Below are 24,924 nucleotides of genomic sequence, written 5' to 3' on the forward strand. Positions count from 1 at the left end.
GTGGACCAATTAATCAAAGTATTGAGCAAAGTGTCGAGCACTGCCCGCATCGCTGCCGGCGTGCTGTTTCTTTCCGGCCTGGCCGCGACGTGCGAGGTGCAGGCGCTGGAGACCGCCGAGCGCGGGCAGCGCAAGGTCCTGCCCATGCCGGCACGCCTGATCGATAAAAGTTCGCCGGTGACGGTGGATGGCGCGTTGAACGAAGACGCCTGGCAAACCGCGCAGGAATTCGACACTTTCCACGAGTTTCTGCCCAACAGCGGCAATACGCCGCCAGCCGCGTTGCGCACCAGCGTGCGCCTGCTGATCGACGACGGCGCGCTGGTGTTCGGCATTCGCGCCTGGGACCCCACGCCCGAAAACATGCGCGGCTCGCTGGCGCGGCGCGACAAGGTCGGCACGGACCAGGACTTCATTGGCATCTGGCTCGACCCGACCGGCCACGGCCGCGCCGCCCAGTTTGTGCGCGTCAACATCGCCGGCGTGCTGAACGACGGCATGTACCGCGTCGACGAGGACGAGTCCGATCTCGGGCCCGATTTCCCGATCGACGCCGCCGTTCAGTTGCTGCCGGACGGCTACAGCATGGAAGTGCGCTGGCCGCTATCCAACCTGCGCTTTCCGTATGCGGACGGCAAGGCCTGGCGTGTGATGATCGAGCGCAACGTGCCGCACGCCGGCGGCCTGCTGCTAACCAGTACCCCGTTGACCACCGACACCATCGGCCACATCGGCGTGATGCAGGACATCGACGGCATGGGCGGCACGGTCGCCGCCGTGCGCGACCGCAGCTTCGTCGACATCAAGCCGGAGTTGACCTTGCGCTCGACCAGCGACAGCGACAGCGCCGGCCGCCAGCGCGGCAAACAGGCCAGCCTGGGCCTGGAAATCAACGCCCGGCCGCGCGCGGACATCGTCTTCAACGCCACCCTGAACCCGGACTTCTCGCAGGTAGAAATCGACGAGCCGACATCGTCGGGCGCCAGCCGCATCGCGCTGAGCCTGCCGGAGAAGCGTGGCTTCTTCCTTGAAAGCGCCGATGTGCTGGGCCTGCCGCTGGCGGCCTTCTACTCTCGCACCGTGGCCGATCCGGAATGGGGCCTGCGCGGCACCTGGCGCGCGGCGCAGGCCGACGCCACGGCGATGAGCCTGCGCGACCAGGAGGGCGGCATCGTGCTGCGTGGCGGCCCCTACGAGACGGCCGAGTACGACCAGACGCGGCGCACCCTGACCAGCCTGCTGCGGGGGCGCTGGCATGCCGGCGGCGCGCTGCTCGGCGCCTTCGTCTCGCAGCGCGACTATGGCGACGCCGGCAGCAACCAGGTGTTCGGCTTCGACGGCCAATGGCGCGGCGACGGCCAGCAAGCGACCTGGCTGCTGATGCACTCGCAAACCAGCGCCGGCTTCATCGACGAACCGGTGGCGGCCACGGTGCGGGTGCCGGCGCGCAGCGGCGCCTATGCGTCCGGCAAGTACACGCACCTGTCCGAGGGCTGGTGGAACGAGTTGAAGCTGGAGGCGGTCGGCCCGGGCTTTGTCAACGACAACGGCTTTGTGCCGCAAACGGGCATCGTCAAGACCGATATCAACCTCAACCGCAGGCTAGGTCCGCGCCGGCTGGACATTGCGAACACGGCCTTCGAGGCGTACGAGATGGAGGCGCACCTGGGCCTGCACGAGATCCGCACGCTGTCCGACACGTTCTCCGGCCAGCAGGCCAACCAGATCGTCGAGCGCAAGCTGCAACCGGGCATCTGGTTCCGCGCCGGCCGCCAGACGGATTTCTGGGCGAACCTCGGCTTCGACCAGCAGCGCGGACGCCGCCTGGGGCCCTTGCACGACGTACCGGCGCTGCACTTCGGGCTGGAAACGTCGCCGCTGCCATGGATCACCAAGCTCAGGTCCGAAGTGACGTTGGGCAAGCAGCTGGACGTTGACGCCGACCGCGTCGGCCGGGGTGGCAACGCGCTGGTCGAACTGGGCCTGCGCTTCGCGTTGCCGCGCGGCTGGGCGGTGGAGCTGGACCAGCGCGTCAACCGCGCCTGGGTGCAGGGAACGTTGGGGCGGCCGGCCTTTGTCGATAACGGCTGGCGCTGGTTGGGCATGTTGCACTTCACGCCGGCCGATTCGCTGCGTCTGCTGGCGCAGAACACCTCGGCCGCGCGCCGCGACGACGGCGTCTCCGGGCTGGAGCCTTGGGCGGAAAGACAAGTGCACCGGTCGCTGCTGTATCGCCACCTGTGGCGCCACGGCCGCTCGCTGTCGGTCGGCTATTCGCGCGACCAGACGCGGGCGCCGGATACGCTGAGCAAGTCGCTGACGATGAAGTTCCAGTGGGAGATGTAAGCCGCTGACATGTGCCGGTCACAAGCTGCTGCTATGGTGGTTCCGCTATTCAAACTTTCGGTACGGAGGAACAGATGGGCCAGGTCCAACTGAATGTGTACTGCAACACCGATGACGCCTTTCTGATCTGGCGTGCCGAAGCGCTGGAAAATTGCATCGGCTTCGCCATCGAGCGGGTGTGGCTGCAAAGCGATGATGTCACGCGCGTGCCGGACCAACCCGAATTCCTGCTGAACCGGGTCGGCTTCGCCAAGGATATGGACGGCGGCCCCGATCAGCGGCAACCTTCGGATGTGTGGCCGTTTCAGCGCTATAGCTGGACCGACCACGAGCTGAGCTTTAACGACCGGGCCAGGTATCGCATCGTGCCGATGGTCGGCACACCCGGCGCGCTAACGCCACGGCAGGAATGGGCCAGCACATGGGTCGAGGTCAGCGCCGTGCAGCCGGCCGGCGGACGGCTGAGCTGCTTCTTCAACCGCCCGATGGCCGCGTCGCGCTGGATGGCCAAGGTCGCCGCCGAGCTGGAGATCGAGACGGGGACCGAACTGGTCGAGCGGATATCGGACGTCTCCAGCGAATTCCTGCGCGATTTCTGCGGCGGTTCGCTGATCCTGGCGCTGCGCAAGCTGTTCGACGACGCCGACAGCAATCCCGACATCCGCCTGTACGCGGCGCTATTCGAGCTGGAGGACGACGAGGTCACGCAGCGCTTTTGCGACCTCGGACCGCGCGCCCACATCGTGCTGGCCAACGGCAGCACCAAGGTGAAGGAGCCGGACGGCAACGCCGAGAGCAGGAAGAAGGTGCATGCAGCCGGCTGCGTCGTCATCGACCGCATGACAGCCAATCCCGGCAAGCCGGGTGCGCTGGGGCACAACAAATTCATTGTCGTCGCGGACGGCGACCAGCCGGTGTCGGTATGGACCGGCTCCACCAACCTGACGCCGACGGGGCTGTTCACGCAGATCAACAACGCGGTGCTGATCGAGGGCGCTGAGCTGGCCGGCCAATATCTGAAGCAATGGCATCGTTTGGCGGAAGCCGGAAGCGAGGCGCCATCGACGCTAAAGGCCAGCAACGCCGCGCCGGATGCGGGCACCGCCGCGCCGGCCGACATCGAGCCGTGGTTCACGCCCACTGTCCGGAACGCCGATCTCAAACGTCTTCAAGCGCTGGTCGAGGGCGCACAGGACGGCATCTTGTTCCTCTCCTTCATGCCCGGCCCGAACGGCCCGGTGCTGGATATATTAGAGGAACGCGCAGAAGGACAATTCGTGCGCGGCGTGTTGAACCGTTTTGTCGGTGGCGCCGACGGCGCGCTGATGGCGGAGCTTATCGGCGGCAGCAAATCGGATCCGATGAACCTGGACGTGTTCACGCCTTCCGGCATCAAGCAGCAGTTTTCGTTCTGGGCTGCCGAGTTCATGCGCGGCGGGAAGATTTCGGTCCTCGTGCACAGCAAGGTCATGTGCATCGATCCGTTCGGCGCACACCCGGTCGTCGTCACCGGCTCGCACAATTTCTCCCAGATGGCATCGGAGGGCAACGACGAGAATTTCCTGGTCATCGAGGGCGACCGGGCCGTGGCGGAGTCGTACGCCGCGCATATCATATCGGTCTACGACCATTACCGCTGGCGGCAGTATGTCGCCTCCACGACGGCGGCGGGCAAGCAGCCGTGGCAGAAACTGGACGACAAGCCGAGCTGGCAAAAGCCGCGCTTGAAATCGGCAAAGCAACAGGCTGAATGGAAGTTCTGGATGCGGACCTGAAGCGGTCGGGTGAACCGCTGCGCTTATCGTGGCCGACCGTGATCGCTGTCAAAATCATGCGCGCTGAGTTCGGACACTGTGGGGTGGTACCACCCCTTCCACCCCTCAGGAGCGATCATGAAAACGAAATTATCCGCAGCAACGCTGGCCGTGTCGTTGGCCTTGTTGACGTACAGCCAGGCCGGTCTGGCGCAGATTACCTCGGCAGTAGCGCAAACCGGCGCCAACAACAGCGCGGCGATCGAGCAGGAGAACGCCCGCGCCATCGCCCAAGCCGTCATCACGCAAACCGGCAATGACAATATTGCGGGCGGCGCCACGGTGGCGGGCGGCATTGTGCAGAGGACCTCACGAGGCGCAGCCACCATCACGCAAGACGGCAACCGCAACCTTGCGGGCATCCTGCAGGAGCGAACCACCACCCATGCCACAGCCACCGTCAGCCAGGCCGGCGACGATAACCTGGTGCTGATCAGTCAGGTAGCGAATTTTTCACCGGCGGCCACCGCGATGCAGTCGGGGACACGCAATACCATCTATATCAGTCAGACCAGCGTCGACAATCTCGCCGAGACCCGGCAAACCGGCGCCGATAATGTCATCACGCTCGATCAACACGGTGCCGCATATGGCGGCCCGCTCATCATCCAGGACGGCATCGGCAACACCATTGCACTTCGCCAATATGCGGACTCTTTCACAGGCGGTATCACGTTGTCCCAGACTGGCATGCGCAACAATGCGGATGTCACCCGCAGCAACAGCAGTTTTGGCGACGGGATGTCGATTGTTCAAAACGGCTCGGACAACCAGGTGACATACACCGGCAACGGCGGCCGGAGTCCCACGGTGATCAACCAGAACGGCGACGCCAATACGGCGACCGTCACCAAGCATCTGACATTTAACGGATCGACCATCCTGCAGACCGGCAATCTCAACACCGCGACCATCATGCAGGGCGGCGTCACGGCTCCGGGTTTGCAGCCGCTGAATGTGGCAACGATCATCCAGGTCGGTGACGGCTTCACCGCCAGCATAGCGCAGGCGGGTAGCGGCAATGTCGGTACGATCTATCAGCATTGACAGTGCGGATTGAGTTACCCGTCGATGGCGGCGATGCGGCAGCCAAAGGTATCACTCGGGAAGCGTGACGCTTAACGGTCGCGCAGCGCGCGCCGATACTGTACCGCCTCGCCGACGTGCGCCTCGCCAATGCGTTCGGCATGGGCCAGGTCGGCGATGGTTCGCGCCACGCGCAGGATGCGGTGGTAGGCGCGGCCCGACCATTGAAACTGTTCCATCGACGCCCTCAGGCGCGCCTTGCCGGCTTTGTCGGGCCTGCAGAACTGGTCGATCTCGCGCGTGGTCAGGTATTGGTTGCGCTTGCCCTGGCGTTGCAACTGCACTTCGGCGGCGGCCTGCACGCGGGCGCAAATGACGGCCGAGTGTTCGCCGTTGGCGTCTTCGCTGAGCACGTCCGGCTCGACGGCGGCCACTTCCATTTGCATGTCGATGCGATCGAGCAGTGGGCCGGAGACGCGGCCCTGGTAGCGTTTGATCAGATCCGGCGAGCAGTTGCAGACGCCGCTGATGTGGCCGTTGTATCCGCACGGACAAGGGTTCATCGCCGCGATCAGCTGGAAGTGGGCGGGAAAATCGGCCTGCCGCGCCGCGCGCGAGATGGTGATGTGGCCGGACTCCATCGGCTGGCGCAATACGTCGAGCACGCGCCGGTCGAACTCGGGAAGCTCGTCAAGGAACAGCACGCCGCGATGCGCGAGCGAAATCTCGCCGGGGCGCGGCACGCTGCCTGTAAAAATTAAAATTGAATGAGAAAACCGCCTTTAAAACGCTCAGAAAAATTAGAACTAGATGAGAACTCGTGCGACATTTACGCAATTTGAGGAGAAGAAATTATACTTACTTGAGAATCTTTGGGACGCGGGAGGCAAATTTTTTCAGCTATGACCTCGATTTTTTATGTGTGTTTGAGGCAGCTGCGGTCAGTGACTGCAGGTCCAGCGTGGTTTGCGATCCTACGCTACAGCGTTGCACTTCTAAAACCTTGATAACCCTTTGACTTTCAACAATCGTTTTAGGCGGATCGCCACTGACATAGGACTTTTCATCCTGTACCTGACACGGTAACCTTAGGCCGGCCACTACAGGATTTTCGCGGCTGAAGAGGTCCGCACCGCGATTGGCTTGAGCATCAAAGAGTTTGCATCCTTATGAACAATCCCATGATATGGGATACCCGGCTGTACAATCTGGCCTGATCCTCAAGGAGGTAGTGTCGTGAAAAAACTCAAACAGACCATGCCTTGCCGGCCTGCCACCGTGCTGGTTGAGTTCGGTGGAATAACCATGCGGGTGCCCAAACCGACTAAAGCGCAATACCGGAAGAACATTGCCGAAGGAGTAAAGGCGTTAACTCTGCTGCCCAGCATTCTGTCTAAGCCAGGAGTGAAATTGGCGCTGAGGCCTGACATGCCAAGCTACGTTGCTGACGGGCGAGACCCCTCGTTGGTTGTTCAGACCGTCGGCAAGATTTTGCGTCGTGGATGGTTCGATCGAGACGGCCAATTTGTGGAGTTGAACGATAGTGCTCTAGTGAAGTCGACTGCAGCAGTACGCAAATTAACCCTGACGAGATCCAGGAAGTTTGAGCCTTAGTGACGCCATGGCTGTAGACACATCTCTTTCAACGAAAAGACAGTCGTCGGCTTCACCAAGCACGCCAAAGCCGGCTATGCGAATTTATTGGCCTAGTGTGATCGCGGTGTTCGTTTGCTGGCCGGATTGCCCCTCTCAGATTGCCCCTCCCTCCAGGTCCTCGCGAATGCCGCGACCCGGTCGTAAGACCCCTCGAACCCCAATTCTTTTAGGTCCTCATGAATCTGTTTCAGCGTGCGCCGCTGCTTGCGCAAGTCGGCAGCCTCGGTCTTGAGGAGCGCTGAAAGCTGGCACGCGTATTTGTCGAGGGCGCGTGTGGAGCGCCGCTCAGCGTAAGCTGGCTCAATGGTTTCCGAGCGCAGTTAGCGTCGGACCGTATTTCTGGATATGCCAAGCCGCCTGGCTATCTCTCTCAATGGGATCTGCTCGCGAATGTGCCAGCGTCGAATACTGCTTAGTAATGCCACGTCGATCACTCCAATTCCCCGCTCAATGTCATGAGTGAATATTCTCATCACTGCCGCCACCGATTCTCCTAAGCCGCCGCCCCCTGTTCCCGCTGACCGGCGCCACCCAATCGCATGGAACGCCGCCACTCGTTCTCGTTCGTCACGGCCAACGCTCAGCTGTGGCTATGGCCATCACCCAAAGGGCAGCGAGGGACTGCTTCCGCCCCAGGCTGTGTGAAAACCCGACTTTCTGTGCCGCGAACGGGCACGTCGTGTGGGCTACGTCTTTCTCTGACTCGCAAGTCGAAGTTAAAAAGGGCTCACGCCCCCAACAAAGCCGCTTTCAACGCCTGATGCCCCATGATGTTCACCATACGCTTCAAGTTGTAAGCTAGAACATGTAAGCTCATCTCTGTTTTGACGCGCGGTAACGTTCGAGTTAAAAAATGCGTAGCCCCCATCCAAGCTTTTAACGTGCCGAATGGATGTTCGACTGTTTGCCGCCTGATTCTCGCGACGTCTCCGCGCTCAGCTAACCGCTTGCTCATCCTATCGAGGGAATCTTCATGTTCCCAGCGGGCGATGCGGCGATTGGTCCCCGTTGTGCACTGAGATTTTATCGGGCACTTGGGACAAGATGACGACCAGTGTTGATTTGCAGCGAAATATGACCCACTTTGCCGCATAATTTGCAAACGAATCTGACCCACGTTTAGGACACAATCCTGCTCATGACATTGAGCGGGGAATTGGAGTGATCGACGTGGCATTACTAGGCATTATTCGACGCTGGCACATTCGCGAGCAGATCCCATTGAGAGAGATAGCCAGGCGGTTGGGCATCTCCAGAAACACCGTCCGGCGCTACCTGCGCTCGGAAACCATAGAGCCAGCCTACGCTGAGCGGCGCTCCACCCGCGCTATCGACAAATACGCATTCCAGCTTTCAGCGCTCCTCAAGACCGAGGCGGCCAAGTCGCGCAAGCAGCGGCGCACGCTCAAACAGATCCATGAGGACCTAAAGGAATTGGGGTTCGAGGGATCTTACGACAGGGTCGCGGCGTTCGCGAGGACCTGGAGGGAGGGTCAATCTGAGAGGGTCAATCCGGCCAGCAAACGAACAGGTATCCCTACTGTTTGCCATGGCCATGTAAAAGAGCTTTTCCGACCTCGAATAACCCGCCGAGAAGAAGTTGACACGGCGCGACCGCTTCCTCGCTGAAATCGACAGCGTCACCCCGTGGGGCACGGCGATCTACTCGCTGATCGGCACAGCCAAGCTGAACGGTGTCGACCCCGAAGCTTGGTTGCGTCACGTGCTGACGCATATCGCCGATCATCCCGTCAACCGGGTTGATGAATTCTTGCCTTGGAACTGCAACCTGCCAGCAGCCCTTCGAGATGACGCCGCTTCCCAGCGGTGTGATGCGATCATCGATCAAATCACCATTGCACTTAAGACGGCGCCGAGCGGACGCTTACGACGTTCTGAAATGTGATCTTTTTCTTAAAAAATTGGCTTGGCTGGGACCCGCAATTCTTCAAGCAAACTAACACGGTGTGGGAAGACCGAGTTATCATACTCACACGCTGATAGCGTGGCTAAGGACGTGGGGAACACAATGACCGTGATGCACAACCCGCCGCACCCGGGCGAGGTGTTGAAAGAATACCTGGGCGAATCAACCATAGACTCCGCCGCCGTCCATCTTGGGATCGACTCTCAGCAGCTTGCGCAGATCATTGCCGGCACCGGTTGCATATCGCCAGCGCTAAGTGCTCGCTTGGGTGCGGCTTTCGGCACGAGTTCACAACTATGGGCAGGGATGCAGGTGCAATATGATGCGTTTGTGAGGGATAGTTGTCAGCAGCGGTTGTAAACTGACACGGGGGGAATGCGGACAGTTTAGTGGATTGCGCAGCTTGATCAATCGCAACCCCCAGTTGCTCCAAACCTTTATATTCGGAGGGATGAAAAATCACATTCTTCTCTGCGTTGCTGCACGAAGCCTGGTACCGAGTCATGGACTCACGTTTGCGGCTGCTCTCCTCTGCGACAAAGCCGTGCCGATTGAGCTCGCACTGCGCTTTCTAGCACCTCCGGCAAAATCAGCTATCCTGTGCGCGCCAAGCCTACTGCTACCAGGAGCACGAGAATGAAGATGCCTTCAGAGTTGATGCCCAAGTTGCGCCGGCGCGCTGCGGCTTATGTTCGCATGTCTACCGAGCGCCAGATGTACTCGACATCTAACCAACTGGACAGGATCAGGGACTACGCAGCCAGTCATGATCTCGACTTAGTGACGATCTACGAAGATGCTGGAAAGAGCGGCCTCACGAAAAAGGGGCGGCCGGGTCTCACTCGAATGATAGAGGACGTGCAGGGCCAGCACGACTTCACGGTTATCCTCGTGTACGACATCAGCCGTTGGGGCAGATTTCAAGATCTCGACGAGAGCGCCCATTACGAGTACCTGTGCCGAGTGAATGGGGTCAACGTTGCTTACTGCGCCGAGTTGTTCGAGAACGACGGCTCGCCGTTCACCGCGATCATCAAGGCGCTCAAGCGAGCTGCTGCCGCTGAGTATAGCAGGGAGCTATCGACCAAGGTCTTCGCTGGCCAATGCCGAATGATTACGATGGGTTTCAAAACGGGTGGACCACCTGGCTACGGGTTGCGGCGCGCACTGCTCGATTCGGATGGGAAGATCATACAAATCCTTAAGGCCGGCGAGTGGAAGGTCCTACAGATCCACCGCGTGGTGCTTGTACCTGGGCCGGAAGCAGAGATCGCAGTCGTCAACCAGGTATTCAAATGGTATGCCGAGGACCGCGTGGGCGATAGGAAGATAGCTGCAGTACTAAACGATCAAGAGGTTGCAACGGAAGCCGGCGGTCCATGGACGTCCGACATTGTGCGAGGAATGCTTCAAAATGAAAAATACATCGGGAACCTGATATTCAATAAAGCATCCTTCAAGCTCCGCCAGACTGCGGTGAGGAACCCTCCCGAGGAATGGGTGCGATGCGATGGCGCCATCACGCCCATCGTCCCCGAAGAACTTTTCAGGGCTGTTGCGCGAGAGCGAGCGCGACGCCATCGGCGATATGCCGACCAAGAACTGATTACGTCGATGCAGCGGATCTACACTGCGCACGGTCGCATATCGAGCACCCTGATAGATGCCGATCCAGACTCGCCAACGGCACGGCTTATTGCTCGCCACTTCGGTACGCTGTTTGATGCATTTACCCAGGCAGGTATTCCAAACCTTCGGAACAACGACTTCCTCATCACTCGCGATCAGAACTATAGATTTCGTGACCGCATGGTGGCCGAGGCCACCGCTCTCGCAGTCAGCGCCGGCGCCACGGCAGAATTGATGGAAGCGCCCCACACGCTGCGGATAAACCGAAGTGTGACGGTATCGATGCGCGCCATTCGGTGTGCCCACGACAGCAAATATGGGTACTATCGATGGCGAATACCTGCACGTTTAGCTGAGGCGTGCGACTTCTTGCTCGTTGCATTACTGGACCGAACGAACAGGAGCATCACCTCGTACTTACTGTTCCCAACGGGCGACCTTGCTCAACGGGCGATTGCCTTTACAGAATCCAGCATCAAACGGTATGCGGCAAATCAGCGGTGGAATCTTTCGGACTTTTTCCTACCGACCAGCTCAGCGAAGTAAGGCAACCGATGAAGCATTAGGCGATAGGATCAGGCCTTCCCGCTCGCTGACCATGTCGAGGTAAGCGTCCGCTCAAGATGGTCTGCAATGTCATTGTTAAATTGAAATGAGACACGTGAAGTAGGCAAATCATTTAGTTGTTAGATTGACAAGTTCATCATCGCCATGTCGCTACATGAGTTTGCCTAGCTTCTGTCAGCGCTACGCGGACATAGGACACAGGAAGAAAATTTTTCAGCGTGAACGCATAGAAAAACAAATTTAATTTTGCATGCAATTATCTAATAACGCAGTGCAGTTTGCACCAAGCGCATCGCATTTCATAGGAAAGTGCGCATTTCTTACGAGAATTAAATTTCGTATCTTGGATTTTATACTCAGTCGCGTTGCTAGCGGACTGTCAAAAAGCGTTATTTTTTCTCACTTATTTTTAATCTTCTCATATAATTTTGAGTTTTACACTGCCGCCACCGACCAGGGCCACGCCCGACGAGGTGTGGTGCGGCGAGCGGAACGGCCTGCGCTTCCAGTGGTCGATGCGAAAGCCGCCCGTCAGCGATTGCACGGCGGCCGCTTCCAGCGCTTCCTCGTCCGTCATGGCCGGCAGCAATCCGGCGAAGCGCGAGGCCAGCATGGTCTTGCCGGCGCCGGGCGGGCCGACCAGCAGGATGCTGTGGTTTCCGGCCGCCGCCACCTCCAGCGCGCGCTTGACGAAGATCTGGCCTTTAACGTCGGCAAAGTCGGGATATTCCACCGGCACGATCAGCGGCGACGATTCGTGGCGCGAGAGCATCGACTCGGCCGACTTGGCGGCGAAATGCGCACACACCTGCAGCAGCGAACTGGCCGGATAGATGGCGGCGTCGGCCACCAGAGCGGCCTCGTCGGCGTTCGCTTGCGGCAGGATGAAGGCCAGGCGGCCGCCGTCGCGCCGGGTGGCGAGCGACATCGCCAGCGCGCCGCGTATCGGCCGCAATTCTCCCGACAGCGACAGCTCGCCGGCGAACTCATACTGATGCAGGCGGGAGGAGGGGATTTGCTTGGAGGCGGCAAGGATGCCGAGCGCGATGGGCAAGTCGAAGCGGCCTGATTCCTTGGGCAAATCCGCTGGCGCGAGGTTGACGGTGATCCGCTTGGCGGGGAACTCGAAGCCGCCGTTCTGGATGGCGGCGCGCACGCGGTCTTTGGCTTCCTTGACTTCGGTGTCGGCGAGTCCAACGATGGTGAAGCCGGGCAAGCCGTTGGCCAGGTGCACTTCGACGTTGACTTCCTGCGCGTCCATGCCGGCCAGGGCGCGGCTTTTCAACACGGCTAGACTCATCGATTTCCCCTGGGCTGGTGGCGTGGATCAGACCAGTATAGGAAGCGGCGCGCGGGGTAGGTTTGCGGGTGAGCAGACGGGCCGAATATAACTCCTTGTCAGTCGGGGAATTTGATCAGGTCTGCGATATTCGACGCATTGGCATTCGTGTTTAAAGTGGCCAGCGTGCCGGGCGCGGGGGCGCCATCCCCGGCCGAGTGGGTAAAGTAATTGAAGTCCAGCTTAATCTTATCGGCCAACCCGCTGGCGTAATCTTCCGGATAGAGAGCTTGCTCCATCTTGGGCAGGTCCATGAAGTGCGCTAACGATTCCTTGAAGAACTCCGTCAATTTGCCCGAGCTTTCGTATTCCTGAACCGCTTTGGCAATCACCTGCATGCGCCACGCCTCTTCTTCACTATGGGCCTGGCGGTAGGCGGCCCGCTTTTCGTTCACCGTAAAGGAACCGCTGTCATCGTTGGAGATGGTGGAAAGCTGCTCGCGCGACAGTCCCTTGAACGGATTGGCTCCATTCCCTTCAAGATAGGCCGTGGCCGTGGCCGCGGAGGCGGACTGGGCCGAGGCCGCGTCGCTTGGTTGCGGCACCTGTTTTGCCGCAGCCGCTTTTTGTTCGCCCTCGAAAGGGTAGAGGATGGTCTGGATATTCTTTTCGGCTTTGGCATTCAAAGCATTGTGGTCCAGGCCATTCGTGCTTTCCGTAATCGATGTCGATGCCTTTGACAGTCTGGCGGCCAAGGTGGAGATCGAGGCGCCTCCCGACACTGTCCCGACATTTGTGGTCTGGCCGGCCGCAGAGGCCGCGCTGCCGGGCGATTTCTGCACTTCAGCCATCAGGCCGGAAGACACCTTGCTGTCCATTATCCTGTTTCCGGTGTTGGTGATATTTACCATGGTGTCGCCTCTACGGTTAATGGTGGCCATCATTTATTAACGACCGATTGGGCATGAACTTTACCTTCGCGCCTACGTTGCGCGGCGAAATGTTGGTGGGTGGTAAAGTCGTAGCTACCTCAGCCATTTCGGAGCACCCATGTTTGCAGACGTTGCCGCGCGTCGCGTTGTCGCTTTCCTGTTGCTGGCCGTTCTGGCCGTTGGTTCGGCCGCCGCGCAGGCGCCCAAGCCGCTGGTGCTGACGCTTCAGCCGGGGCCGCTCAAACAGACCGACAATATCGATGCCGGCAGCGGCGTGGTCGATGTGACGATGACGATACCAAACGTGCAGGCGGCCGTCGGCGTGCCGCTGTTTAAGCTGCCGCGCGTGGTGGCCAATGTGGAGACGGTCGCGCTGACGCTGAAGGAGCTGGTCGTGCGCGATGGTTTTGGCGAGGTGCCGCTGGCCGCGCGTGACGTCAAAGGTCCCGATGGTCCAGTACGCCATTGGTCGTCCACGCGCGAGGTGCAGGGCGATCTCGTGATCCACTATCAGGCGCCGATCGACAACACGCCGCCGGCCAGGGGCGCGGCGCCGCCGTACAGTTTGCGCACGGAAGGCGGAGGCTTTTCCGGCGTCGGCAATGTGTTCCTGCTGCTGCCCGAGGGCGACAAAAATTATCCGCTGTCGTTGCGCTGGGACTTGTCCAAGCTGGGGACGGATTCCACCGCCACGTCGAGTTTCGGCGACGGCGACCTGAACCTGCCGAACGGGGCGCCATCGCGCTTGTGGTCGACCATCTTCATGGCCGGCCCGATGACGCGCGTGCCGGCCGAGGCGGCGCCGTCCGGCTTTTCGTCCGCGTGGCTTGGCACGCCTTCCAACGATCCGGCGCCGCTGATGGACTGGGCCGGCAAGCTGCATCAGTGGATGAACGGTTTTTTCGGCGATGACAAGCAGCCGCCGCCTTATCGCGTGTTCCTGCGCTATAACCCGATCAACGCCGGCGGCGGCGCCGCGCTGACGCGCTCGTTCATCATCACGCACGGCAAGGGGGTGACGGAAGACGAGCTGAAGATCACCTTGTCCCACGAGATGGCGCACACCTGGACCGAGGGCGTCGACGCGGCCTGGTACGACGAGGGCATCGCCGTGCATTACCAGGCGCTGGCGCCGTTTCGCGCCGGCCTGATCACGGCGCGACAGTTCCTGGACGACCTGAATCACACGGCCGCGCGCTATTACTCTGATGCGCTCAACACCACGCCGGACGCCGACATCATGCCGCGTTTTTGGGAGGACACGCGCATCCGCACCTTGCCATACGATCGCGGCGCGATGTACTTTGCCGTGGTCGATGCGCGCATCCGCAAGGCGTCCGAGGGCAAGCGTTCGCTCGACGACCTGGTGCGGGAGATGAACCAGAAGCGCAACGGGCGGCCCACCGCAGCGTCGGACACCAAGCCGGCCGACATGGCGGCGGTGTGGCGCCAGTTGTTGGCGCGCGAACTGGGCCCGTCTGGCGCGGCGCTGCACGAGGCCATGCTGGCGGGCGAGGTGATCGTGCCCGAGTCCGACGATTTCGGTCCGTGCTTCCAGCGCACGGCCAAAAAAGTGCGCCGCTTCGAGCTGGGTTTCGAGCCGGCCTCGCTGGCGGGCGACGTCAAAACCATACGCGGCCTGCAGGCCGGTGGCGGGGCGGCCAAGGCCGGTCTGCGCGACGGCGACGTGGTGACCTATGCGGTGGCGATGGATAAAATCCAGGGCCAGCAAGACGCCAAGTTGACGCTCAACGTCACCCGCGACGGCCGCCGTTTTCCCGTCACCTATCTGCCGCGCGGCGAGCGCGTCCAGGTGTGGCCGTGGCAGCGCGTCCCCGGCGTCGCCGATAGCAGTTGCAAGTTGTAGCGCCATCGCACGCAAGAAAAAAATAATCGCAAAATAATTCAAGCGCCTAAAAAGATGTGCTACGATCCGAACTGTTATCGATAACACGTTGTCGGTACACCCCCGGTCTCCCCGGGTCTTGTTTTCTCAGTGTTTGTCGCGGCATCGCTGGATATCGCTTTGCCTCCAGTGGAGCTTTATCCCGTCGCTCTTGGCCGGCGGCCTCAAAACCGCCGGTTTTTTTTACTGTTAGAAAAAAGAGACATACCGATCCGCAAGTGTCGAACTGTCGTACAATGCAATCGAAAACTGTTATCGATATCATGGCAGCGTTTCAAATAAACGGGCACAAAGCCCGTGTAAAACAATAACGGAGATCATTCAATGAACAAGCAAGTCACTGTCGCGTTACAGGTGTCCGCGCTCGCGCTCGCCGTAGGGCAGGGGTTATTGGTGGCGCCTTGCGCGCTGGCCCAGGAACCCGAAGTTGTCGTTGTCACCGGTATGCGCGCCAGCGCGCGGTCTTCCCTGGCGATCAAGCGCGATTCGGTCGAGATCGTCGATTCCATCACCGCCGAGGACATCGGCAAGCTGCCCGATCCTAACGTCGTCGATACCCTGACCCGGGTGCCCGGCGTGCAGGGCTACCGCTATGGCGGCGAGGGCGCTTCGCCGGTCGGCGCCGGCTCCGGTCTGGTGATTCGCGGCTTGTCCGGGCAGACCGCGTCGCAGGTCAATGGCCGTGCCTACTTTACCGCCGGTAGCCGCGAATACAATCTGGAAGGCGCGATTCCGGCCATGATCGCCGGCGTCGACGTGTACAAGAACCCGAGCGCCGAGCATATCGAGGGCGGCATCGGCGGCCTGGTCAACGTTCGCACCCGCAACCCGAGCGATTTCAAAGGGTTGACGGTGTCGATGGGCATCGCCGGCAAATACAACGACCTGGCGAAGGAGACCGAGCCGGAGGTGTTCGGCCTGGTGGCCAACCGCTGGAACCTGTCGGGCGGCGCCAAGATCGGCCTGATGGCGGCCGGCGTCTATCAAAAGAGCACCGGGCGTTCGGATAACAACCCGGCCAATGGCGGCGCGAACTTCAAGCGCGCGATCCGCGCCGACAGCGCGGAATACGCGGCCCTGGCCGCGGCCAACACCACCAACAATCCGTCGCAGGCCAACCCGGCATATGTGGGCCGCTCGGATGTCAACCTGCTGACCGGTGTGCCGACCTTGCCGACCTCGGCCACCGTCGGCGCCAATACGCCCGATCTGCGCGGGCTGACGGCCGAGCAGGCAAGCAATGTGATGACGGCGCCCGCGCTGACCAACAACGTGTTCCAGGAGACCATTATGCGCGAGCGTAAAGGGCTGAACCTGGCGGCCGACTACCGCGCCGACAACACGCTGCGCGCCTACACCGAATTCAATTACACCTACTATGAATACCACCAGAATTACCGTGGCCTGAACTCGGTTGACGGCGCCAACGTGCAGAACTTGCAGACCACGCCGTTCGCGTTCACCGAGGGGCTGGCCAATCGCAACACCAACGGCGGCGCCGACGATACGCTGGTGGGCCAGCGTCTGCGCAGCGGCACCTTCCTCAACTCCGGCATCAATACGGTCGGCGGCGACGAGCACCGTCCGTACAAGACCTGGGTCGCCGCCGGCGGCGTGGACTGGAATCCAACCGAAAACCTGGCGTTGAAATGGGACGTGAACTACGTCAAGGCCACGCAGAAGCAGGACAACCGTTCCGTCAATCTCGATTCGGCGCCCGGCCTGGGCTGGTCGACCACGCGAGTCGCCGATGGCGCGCCGCATCAGCTGACCTTTGCCGGTCCGAGCTTGACCGACCCGGCCAGCTTCGTCTACCGCGACTACAACAACGGCACCAACCAGAAGTGGGACGACAGCGGTTATGCGACCGCCCTCAACGCCGCCTACATCGTCGGCGACGGCCTGCTCCGCCGCATCAAGGTCGGCGGCCGTTATGCGCACCAGGAAAGCACTTACAACAATTACAGTTTCAGCGGCCGGCCGCTGACCACCGACGGCAAGGCGCTCACCGCGAATCGGTCGAACGCCATCTCGGTGGCCAGCGTCGGCCAGGTCGAACAATCGCCGACCAACTTCATGAAGGGCGATACCGGTTATTCGGGCGGCTACCTGGTGTATGCGCCGGACCGTCTGCTGGGCAACCAGGTCGCCACGCAGTTCCCCAACGCCGGCATCCGCCAGGAGGGCGACTACCTTGAAAACCTGGACGCGCGCCGCCTGATCAGCGAGAACACGCTGGCCGGCTACATGATGGGCGAGTTCTCGGCCTTCGACGACCGCATCACCGGTAATGTCGGCGTGCGCGTGGTGCGCACCAAGGGCAAGGCCACCGCCCGCACCATCAACAACCAGACCACGCCGACCAGCTATCCGGAGATCTTCCGCGAGACGTCGTACACCAACGCGCTGCCGTCGCTGAACGTGACCGGCTACATCACGCAGGATTTCCTGGCCCGCTTCGGCTACGGCAAGGGCATGACGCGCGCCGGCCTGGATCAACTGAATCCGAGCATCACCGTCAATCCGGTCACCGGCACCGGAAACGTCGGCAATCCGGATCTGCGTCCGCAAACGGCCAACAGCTTCGACTTCTCGCTGGAGCGCTATTTCAGCAAGTCGAACTACGTGTCGGCGGCGATTTTCGACAAGGAGATCAGCGGTTTCTTCAACGGTATTACGCAGTGCCAGGCAGTGGGCACTGCCGTGCCGTACACCGGTTCGGCCGACAACGGCTGCACCGGCGGTCAGTATTCGGTGACCAAGTCGGTCAATTCGGAAAAAGGCTATGTGCGCGGCATCGAACTGGGCGGCCAGTACTTCCTCGACGCCTTCGACGGCATCTGGAAGAACTTTGGCGTGGCCGGCTCGTATACCCACGTCAACACGTCGAACCCGGTCAACTTCGGCACCGCGGCCGCACCGCGCATCGTGGCCACGCCGCAGCCGATGCAGTCGAAGAACAGCTACAGCATCTCCGGCCTGTACGAGGACAACAAGCTGTCCGCGCGCCTGGTCTATACCTGGCGCTCGGAGTCGATTTTGTTCGGCGTATCGGCCAATCCGATCGACGCACGATACATGGATTCCAACGGCGTGCTCGACGGTTCGATAAACTACCAGCTCACCGATGAGTTTACGCTATCGTTGAACGCGTCGAATATACTCGACAAGGCAATCAACCGTTATGTCGGCGAGCCGGGCACGTATCAAACCAGCCTGGAACGCCAGCACTACGGCAATGGACGGACCTTCAGCCTGGCATTGCGCTACAAATTCGGTAAATAAACCGGGGCGCTGCCATGGACAAGACGGAAGGTCGCCCCTTCCGTCTTTTTTCGTTTTTGGGACTAAAAACAATAAAGGAGATAAACACAGATGGCAAAAGAGATTGTAAAACCGATGGCGCTGCGCCGTTCCGTCCACGCCTGCCTGCTGGCGCTGGCCAGCCTGTCCATGGGGGCGACGTACGCGGCGCCACCGACCGAGTGGGAGCAGCCCGAAGTGGTCGCCGTCAATCGCGAGCCGATGAAGGCGACCTTTTTCAATTTCGAGAGCACGGAAAAAGCCATCGCCGCCGATCCGGCCGCGTCGAAGTATTATCTGTCGCTCGACGGCACATGGTCGTTCGCGTATTCCGAGCGGCCCGAGACGCGGCCCAAGGAGTTCTATCGCAGCGACTTCGACCTCGCGGGCTGGAAGACGATCCAGGTGCCGGGCATGATCCAGGCGCAGGGCTTCGGCAAGCCGATCTTCACCAATATCGAGTATCCATTCCCGATGGCCGAGCCGTTCATTCCGCCTGCGCTCAACGAGGTCGGCTCCTACCGCCGCGATTTCGTCGTGCCGGCCGACTGGGACGGACGCGATGTGTTCCTGCACATCGGCGCTGCCGGCGCCGCCTATTACATCTGGGTCAATGGCGAGAAGGTCGGCTATTCCGAGGATTCCAAGCTGCCGTCTGAATTCAATCTGAGCAAGTACGTCAAGCCGGGCAAGAACAGCATCGCCATCGAGGTCTACCGCTGGGCCGACGCCTCGTATCTCGAAGATCAGGACTTCTGGCGCCTGTCGGGCATCGAGCGCAGCGTCTACGTGTACGCGGAGCCGAAGTCGCGCCTGCGCGACTACACGGTCACGGCGCTGCTGGACAAGAAGACCTACAAGGACGGCCTGTTCTCTCTGAAGGCCGAGCTGGCCGGCGCGCCATCGAGCGGCGAGATCGTCGTCACCGTGTACGACGGCGACAAGGCGGTGCTGAGCACCGGCGGCCGCGTGCAGGGCGAGCAGCTGGCGCTGGACGGCGTGATTCGCAACGTCAAGCCGTGGTCGGCCGAGACGCCGAACCTGTACCGCATGGTGGTCGAATACAAGGACGCGGACGGCAAGCTGCTGTCGGCGACGTCGCGCCGGATCGGCTTCCGCACGGTGGAGGTGGCCGGCGGCGAGGTTCGTGTGAACGGCAAGCGCGTGATGATCAAGGGCACCAACCGCCACGAACACGACCCGGTGACGTACCGCGTGATGTCGATGGAGCTGATGCGCAAGGACATCGAGATGATGAAGCAGGCCAACGTCAACGCCGTGCGCACTTCGCACTATCCGAACGATCCGCGCTGGTACGACCTGGCCGACGAGTACGGCCTGTACGTGATGGACGAGGCCAACATCGAGTCGCACGGCTATATGCAGGCCGGCGACCAGGCCATGGAAAAAGGCATGGTGGGCGAGCGCGAGAAGATCCAGCTGGGCTACAAGCCGCACTGGAAGGTGGCCCATCTGGACCGGGTGTCGCGCATGGTCCAGCGCGACAAGAACGCGCCGTCGATCATTTTCTGGTCGCTGGGCAATGAGGCCGGCACCGGTCCCAACTTCGACAACGCGGCGCAGTGGATACGCGACAACGACCCGACCCGTCTGATCAGCTATCTGGGCCACGGCACCATCGGCGAGGAGCACCTGCCCAACACGTACACGGATATCTACGCGCCGATGTACGACGATATCGAGAAGATGGCCGACTATGCGGCCGATCCGCGCTACAAGCAGCCGATGATCCAGTGCGAATACGCGCACGCGATGGGCAACTCGCTGGGCAACTTCGAGGACTATTGGCAGGTCATCCGCGCCAACAAGAAGCTGCAGGGCGGCTTCATCTGGGACTGGGTCGACCAGACGGTCTATATGAACGATGACAAGGGCCGCCGCTTCTGGGCCTCCGGTTTCGACGTCAACCCCAAGAACGGCGACAACAGCGTGGTCGGCGACGGCGTGCTGCGCGCCGACCGCACGCCCGATCCCGAATACTTCGAGGTGCAGAAGGTTTACTCGCCGCTGGTGTTCGAGGGCAAGCCGTCCTCCGGCACCATCACCGTGGTCAACCGCTACGACTTCAGGGACACCTCCGGTCTGGATTTCGACTGGGTGGTCACCAACGACGGCGTCGAAGTGTCGAAGGGCGTGTTGAAGGTGCCGGCCGTGGCTGCGGCGTCCCGGCGCGACATTCCGCTGCGCTTGCCGAAGACAGGCGGCGGAGGCGGTGGCGAGCAGGTGCTGACGCTGCGCGCCAAGGCCAGGGACGCGTCCACCCCGGGCGTGGCCGCCGGCACGGTGATCGGCTGGTCGCAGTTCGTGCTGGCGCCGGCGACCAGGGTGGCGAAGGCGGCCAGAGCCGTCAAGCCGTCGCGCAATGGCGACGACATCCGTATTGAAGCTGGCAAGGCGTCGCTGCGGATGGACGCCAAGACCGGCCTGATCAACTACATCGTCGACGGCAAGATCCTGCTCAAAGGCGGCACGCCCAACTTCTGGCGCGGCCTGAACGACAACGACGAAGGCACCGGAGTCGAGAAAACGCACAAGGTCTGGAAGACCTTCACCGAGCAGCGCAATGTCCGCTCGGTGGAGACGGGCGCCAACAGCGTCAAGGTGCTGTACAGCTTTGGCGCCGGCGCGGCCCACTGGGAAACCGTCTACACGCTGAACGCCGACGGCGTGCTGGGCGTGGCCTCGACCTTCACGCCGCTGCGCGACGACCTGCCCGATCCGCTGCGCCTGGGCCTGCGCTTCGACAACGACAACACGCTCGACGGCGTGCAGTGGTATGGCCGGGGACCGCAGGAATCGTACTCGGACCGCAGCACCGGCTACGCCATCGGCCGCTACACCGGCAAGGTGGCCGACCAGTACCATGGCTACAGCCGTCCGCAGGAGAGCGGCAACAAGACCGACGTGCGCTGGCTGTCGCTGTTCGACGCGCGCGGCGCCGGCATCACCGTCCGGGGCGCGGCGCCGTTGTCGGTCAACGCGCTGGCCTTCCCGTACGAGGACTTGTACCTGCGTCCGCGCGGCGTGTGGAAAAGCTCGGAGATCGCGCCGCACGGCGACGGCTCGTTGCTGATCGACCTGGCGCAGGTCGGTGTCGGCGGCGATACGGGCTGGAGTCTGGATGGCCGCGCCCACGCCAAGTACCGCATCAAGCAGCAGCCGGCCAGCTACAGCTTCACGGTGGCGCCGTCGGTGGTGAAGCAATAACGCGGAGATGAGTGCAACGCCCGGCTTTCCGACGGTGGCGCCTGCGGGTTGCCACGCCGGAGAGCCGGGCGCAATCGCATATAATCAAACACTTGATCAACCAAGGAATCGCTGACCAGCCAGCAAGGGAACCACGTGCCTGTAAAACAAACTGATCGTAGCCAGAGCGGCGCAACCATTTATGATGTGGCGCGCGTTGCCGGAGTATCGGCCATGACGGTGTCGCGGGTCATGAACGGCAACTCGCACGTCTCCGACGCCACGCGCGACAAGGTGACGGCGGCGATCGCATCGCTGAACTACCAGGTCAATTTCGCCGCGCGCGCGGCCCGGGTCGGCACCCTGGGCGTCGGCCTGCTGTACAGCAACCCCAGCTCGGCTTACATGAGCGCGTTCCTGGTCGGCGCGATGGACCAGTGCAGCCAGAGCGGCGGCCAGTTGATCCTGGAGCGCTGCGAGGACTTGCGCAGCCAGCGCAGCGCCATCGCCCGGCTGATCGCCAACGGCGCTGACGGTATCCTGGTGCCGCCGCCGTTGTGCGATTCCAAGTCGGCGCTGAAGCAGCTCGACCAGATCGGCATGCCGACCGTGGCGATCGCCACCGGCCGTCCGGTGGCCGGCGTATCGGCCGTGCGCATCGACGACTACGAGGGTGCGCTGGCGATGATGCGCTACCTGCTGGGGCGCGGCCACAAGGACATCGCCTTCATCCAGGGCGACCCGTTGCACACGCCGGCGCAGCTGCGCTACAAGGCGTATCTGGACGCCATGGCCGCAGCCGGCCTGGCGGTGTTGCCGGAGCGTGTCGCGCCCGGCCTGTTCACCTATCGCTCGGGCCTGATGGCTGCGCGCCAGCTGCTATCGCACAAAACCCGTCCGAGTGCGATTTTCGCCGCCAACGACGACATGGCCGCCGCCGTGGTGGCGGTCGCGCACGGCCTGCACCTGCAGGTGCCGGAGGATCTGGTGGTGTGCGGCTTCGACGACACGCCGGTCGCCACCACCGTCTGGCCGGAACTGACCACGATCCACCAGCCGATCAGCGACATGGCGCGCGCCGCCGTGGACCTGCTGATCGACCAGATCCGCCGCCGCCGCGCCGGCGATCCCGCGCCGGTGCAGCACAAGCTGCTGCCGTTCACGTTGATCACGCGCGAATCGTCCGACGCCTCGCTGGCCGGCCTTTAAGCCGGGCAAAAAAAATGCCTCCGTCGCGTGGGCGAGGGAGGCATCTCCGGCGCGGCCTGGCGGCCGCTGCGCTTATTTCAGGTGGTCGGAAATGAGCTTGGTCATTTCGAACATGGACACTTGGGCTTTGCCGCCGAATACAGCTTTCAGCTTGTCGTCGGCGTTGATCATGCGGCGGTTGGCCGGATCTTGCAGGTCGAGCTTCTTGATGTAGTCCCAGACTTTTTTGGTCACTTCGGTACGTGGCAGCGGGGTGGCGCCCACGACGGCTGCGAGCACGGTCGATGGGGTCATCGCTTTCATGAATGCGGCATTCGGTTTGCGTGCGGCGGCCGGTGCCGCGGCTTTTTTCACTGCGGCTGGTTTGGCTGCTGCTTCTTTTGCTGGTGCTGCTTTTTTCGCGGCTGCCGGTTTAGCGGCCGCGGCCTTCTTAGCTGGTGCTGCTGCTGGGGTTTTTTTGGCTGTTGCCATTCTCGAGCCTCCTTAACGAACACATGGAAAATTGCGCAATTGATCGCACCGGCTAATATTGGTGGGGTTTTAAGCCTTATGCAAGTCTTTTTCGCGTTTTTGCCCGGAAACACCACGTAAATACCTTGCTACGTGGGCCAGTGCACCGTCCAGGGGCGCAAACCCGCATATTTCCGCGCTTTCGCGCCGCTATGGAGCACGCTGACGGGGGCGCTTTCGCGCACCGTTCCCCCCGTTAGCGCATGCCCGGCATCATGCCTTTCATCGAGCGCATCATCTTCATCATGCCGCCGCCGGAGAGCTTTTTCATCATCGATTGCATCTGCTCGAACTGGGTCAGCATGCGGTTCACTTCCTGCACCTGGACGCCGGCGCCGGCGGCAATGCGGCGCTTGCGGGTGGCCTTGATCAACTCCGGTTTGGCGCGTTCCTGTGGTGTCATCGAATCGATGATGCCGACCATGCGCCGCACCTGCTTGTCGGCCTGGTCCATGTTGGCGCCGCCGGCGGCCTGCTGGAACTGCGCCGGCAGCTTGTCGACCAGGCTGGCCATGCCGCCCATTTTCTTCATCTGGCCCAGTTGCGCCTTGAAGTCGTTCATATCGAACTTGCCGCCGACCTTCATCTTCTGCGCCAGGTCGGCCGCCGCCTTGCTGTCGACGCCTTTGCGCGCTTCCTCGACCAGCGCCATGATGTCGCCCATGCCCAGCACGCGGTTGGCCATGCGGGCCGGGTCGAACGCTTCGAGGCCGTCGAGCTTTTCGGACACGCCGGCGAACTTGATCGGCTTGCCGGTGATGTGGCGCACCGACAGCGCCGCGCCGCCGCGCGAATCGCCGTCCAGCTTGGTCAGCACGATGCCGGTCAGCGGCAGCGCGTCGTTGAAGGCCTTGGCGGTGTTGATGGCGTCCTGGCCGAGCATGGCGTCGACCACGAACAGCGTTTCGATCGGCTTGACGGCCGCGTGCACGGCGGCGATCTCGGTCATCATCGCCTCGTCGATGCCCAGGCGGCCGGCGGTATCGATGATCAGCACGTCGTGGTAGTGCTTCTTGGCCCAGTCGAGCGCGGCGAGCGCGATGTCGACCGGCTTGTCCTGCGCGGTGGACGGGAAGAAGTCGGCGCCGACCTGCGCGGTCACCGATTGCAGCTGGGCGATCGCGGCGGGACGATAGACGTCGGCCGACACTGTCAGCACCTTCTTCTTCTTTTCTTCCTTCAGGTATTTGGCCAGCTTGCCGACGGTGGTGGTTTTACCGACACCCTGCAGACCGGCCATCAGGATGATCGCCGGCGGCTGCTGGGCAAAGCTCAGCTGCGTGGCCTCCGGGCCGAGGTCGGCGCCCATCAAGGTGGCCAGCTCGCGCTGCACCACGCCGACCAGCGCCTGGCCCGGCGTCAGCGAGGAGATCACTTCCTCGCCCAGGGCTTTTTCCTTGACCCGGGCGATGAATTCGCGCACGGCCGGCAGGGCGACGTCGGCCTCAAGCAAGGCCATGCGCACCTCGCGCAGCATCTCGGCGGTGTTGGCTTCGGTCAGGCGGGCCTCGCCGCGCATCGTTTTGACGACCTTGGCAAGGCGTTGGGTAAGATTATCTAGCATGATGCACCTGGAGTATGGACGTGGAGGCGCCCGGCGCCAGGCCGGGCAA

The 24,924-nt window shown here is 61.8% G+C and carries 13 protein-coding genes and 6 pseudogenes; 12 read left to right on the forward strand and 7 right to left on the reverse strand.

All coding sequences use genetic code 11. The features are described 5' to 3' along the window. The 3 genes from ACZ0BA_RS26780 to ACZ0BA_RS26790 all read left to right on the forward strand — a co-directional run bounded on the left by ACZ0BA_RS26780 (window position 1) and on the right by ACZ0BA_RS26790 (window position 5,207). Window positions 1–2,346 carry a DOMON domain-containing protein gene (locus ACZ0BA_RS26780; RefSeq protein ID WP_463454157.1) on the forward strand — a complete coding sequence of 782 codons (2,346 nt, stop codon included), beginning with the start codon at window positions 1–3 and terminating at the stop codon, window positions 2,344–2,346. A 74-nt stretch (window positions 2,347–2,420) separates the two neighbouring features. Next, on the forward strand, window positions 2,421–4,121 hold the full coding sequence (locus ACZ0BA_RS26785; protein ID WP_463454159.1) for a phospholipase D-like domain-containing protein: 1,701 nt from the start codon (window positions 2,421–2,423) through the stop codon (window positions 4,119–4,121). A 117-nt stretch (window positions 4,122–4,238) separates the two neighbouring features. Further along, a complete protein-coding gene (locus ACZ0BA_RS26790) occupies window positions 4,239–5,207 on the forward strand; it encodes a hypothetical protein (protein ID WP_463454160.1) in 969 nt (322 codons plus the stop codon). A 71-nt stretch (window positions 5,208–5,278) separates the two neighbouring features. Here the strand turns inward: ACZ0BA_RS26790 and ACZ0BA_RS26795 are convergent. Then, window positions 5,279–5,947 (reverse strand): annotated as a pseudogene (locus tag ACZ0BA_RS26795) (ATP-binding protein); the annotation flags it as partial. Window positions 5,948–6,422: 475 nt separating this feature from the next. Here ACZ0BA_RS26795 and ACZ0BA_RS26800 point away from each other — a divergent pair. Continuing rightward, entirely contained in the window at window positions 6,423–6,800 is a 378-nt protein-coding gene (locus tag ACZ0BA_RS26800) for a hypothetical protein (protein WP_463454161.1), read from the forward strand. Window positions 6,801–6,934: 134 nt separating this feature from the next. Here ACZ0BA_RS26800 and ACZ0BA_RS26805 read toward each other — a convergent pair. Then, window positions 6,935–7,276: pseudogene (locus ACZ0BA_RS26805) on the reverse strand (helix-turn-helix domain-containing protein); the annotation flags it as partial. A gap of 293 nt (window positions 7,277–7,569) precedes the next feature. Further along, a pseudogene (locus ACZ0BA_RS26810) lies at window positions 7,570–7,899 on the reverse strand (transposase); the annotation flags it as partial. Window positions 7,900–8,003: 104 nt separating this feature from the next. On the opposite strand from ACZ0BA_RS26810, the pseudogene ACZ0BA_RS26815 reads away from it, so the two are divergent. The 4 genes and pseudogenes from ACZ0BA_RS26815 to ACZ0BA_RS26830 form a co-directional block, all read left to right on the forward strand. Further along, window positions 8,004–8,381 (forward strand): annotated as a pseudogene (locus ACZ0BA_RS26815) (helix-turn-helix domain-containing protein); the annotation flags it as partial. Window positions 8,382–8,493: 112 nt separating this feature from the next. After that, a pseudogene (locus tag ACZ0BA_RS26820) lies at window positions 8,494–8,637 on the forward strand (transposase domain-containing protein); the annotation flags it as partial. A 234-nt stretch (window positions 8,638–8,871) separates the two neighbouring features. After that, window positions 8,872–9,129 carry a HigA family addiction module antitoxin gene (locus ACZ0BA_RS26825; protein WP_463454162.1) on the forward strand — a complete coding sequence of 86 codons (258 nt, stop codon included), beginning with the start codon at window positions 8,872–8,874 and terminating at the stop codon, window positions 9,127–9,129. A 276-nt stretch (window positions 9,130–9,405) separates the two neighbouring features. Further along, entirely contained in the window at window positions 9,406–10,944 is a 1,539-nt protein-coding gene (locus tag ACZ0BA_RS26830) for a recombinase family protein (RefSeq protein WP_463454164.1), read from the forward strand. A gap of 463 nt (window positions 10,945–11,407) precedes the next feature. Here the strand turns inward: ACZ0BA_RS26830 and ACZ0BA_RS26835 are convergent. Together ACZ0BA_RS26835 and ACZ0BA_RS26840 are read right to left on the reverse strand one after the other, a co-directional pair. Continuing rightward, window positions 11,408–12,265 (reverse strand): annotated as a pseudogene (locus ACZ0BA_RS26835) (YifB family Mg chelatase-like AAA ATPase); the annotation flags it as partial. 98 nt (window positions 12,266–12,363) lie between these two features. Next, window positions 12,364–13,155: a hypothetical protein gene (locus tag ACZ0BA_RS26840; RefSeq protein ID WP_463454165.1), complete on the reverse strand. Its 792-nt coding sequence runs from the start codon at window positions 13,153–13,155 to the stop codon at window positions 12,364–12,366. A gap of 139 nt (window positions 13,156–13,294) precedes the next feature. Here ACZ0BA_RS26840 and ACZ0BA_RS26845 point away from each other — a divergent pair, with 139 nt between their 5' ends. From ACZ0BA_RS26845 to ACZ0BA_RS26860, 4 genes are all read left to right on the forward strand, one after another. Then, window positions 13,295–15,043 (forward strand): M61 metallopeptidase family protein, encoded by a 1,749-nt coding sequence (locus ACZ0BA_RS26845; RefSeq protein ID WP_463454166.1) that lies wholly within the window; start codon window positions 13,295–13,297, stop codon window positions 15,041–15,043. Between the two features lie 363 nt (window positions 15,044–15,406). Further along, window positions 15,407–18,367: a TonB-dependent receptor gene (locus ACZ0BA_RS26850; protein WP_463454167.1), complete on the forward strand. Its 2,961-nt coding sequence runs from the start codon at window positions 15,407–15,409 to the stop codon at window positions 18,365–18,367. 90 nt (window positions 18,368–18,457) lie between these two features. Next, entirely contained in the window at window positions 18,458–21,613 is a 3,156-nt protein-coding gene (locus tag ACZ0BA_RS26855) for a glycoside hydrolase family 2 TIM barrel-domain containing protein (protein ID WP_463454168.1), read from the forward strand. 186 nt (window positions 21,614–21,799) lie between these two features. Further along, window positions 21,800–22,801, forward strand: coding sequence for a LacI family DNA-binding transcriptional regulator (locus ACZ0BA_RS26860; protein ID WP_463454836.1), 1,002 nt, complete (start codon window positions 21,800–21,802; stop codon window positions 22,799–22,801). A gap of 72 nt (window positions 22,802–22,873) precedes the next feature. Here ACZ0BA_RS26860 and ACZ0BA_RS26865 read toward each other — a convergent pair whose 3' ends face one another. Further along, complete coding sequence (locus ACZ0BA_RS26865) at window positions 22,874–23,272, reverse strand: SWIB/MDM2 domain-containing protein (RefSeq protein ID WP_315213528.1); 399 nt, start codon at window positions 23,270–23,272, stop codon at window positions 22,874–22,876. Between the two features lie 235 nt (window positions 23,273–23,507). Next, on the reverse strand, window positions 23,508–24,875 hold the full coding sequence (gene ffh / locus ACZ0BA_RS26870) for a signal recognition particle protein (protein WP_463454169.1): 1,368 nt from the start codon (window positions 24,873–24,875) through the stop codon (window positions 23,508–23,510). Window positions 24,876–24,924 lie beyond the last annotated feature (49 nt).

Source organism: Duganella sp. AC917, assembly GCF_979258245.1.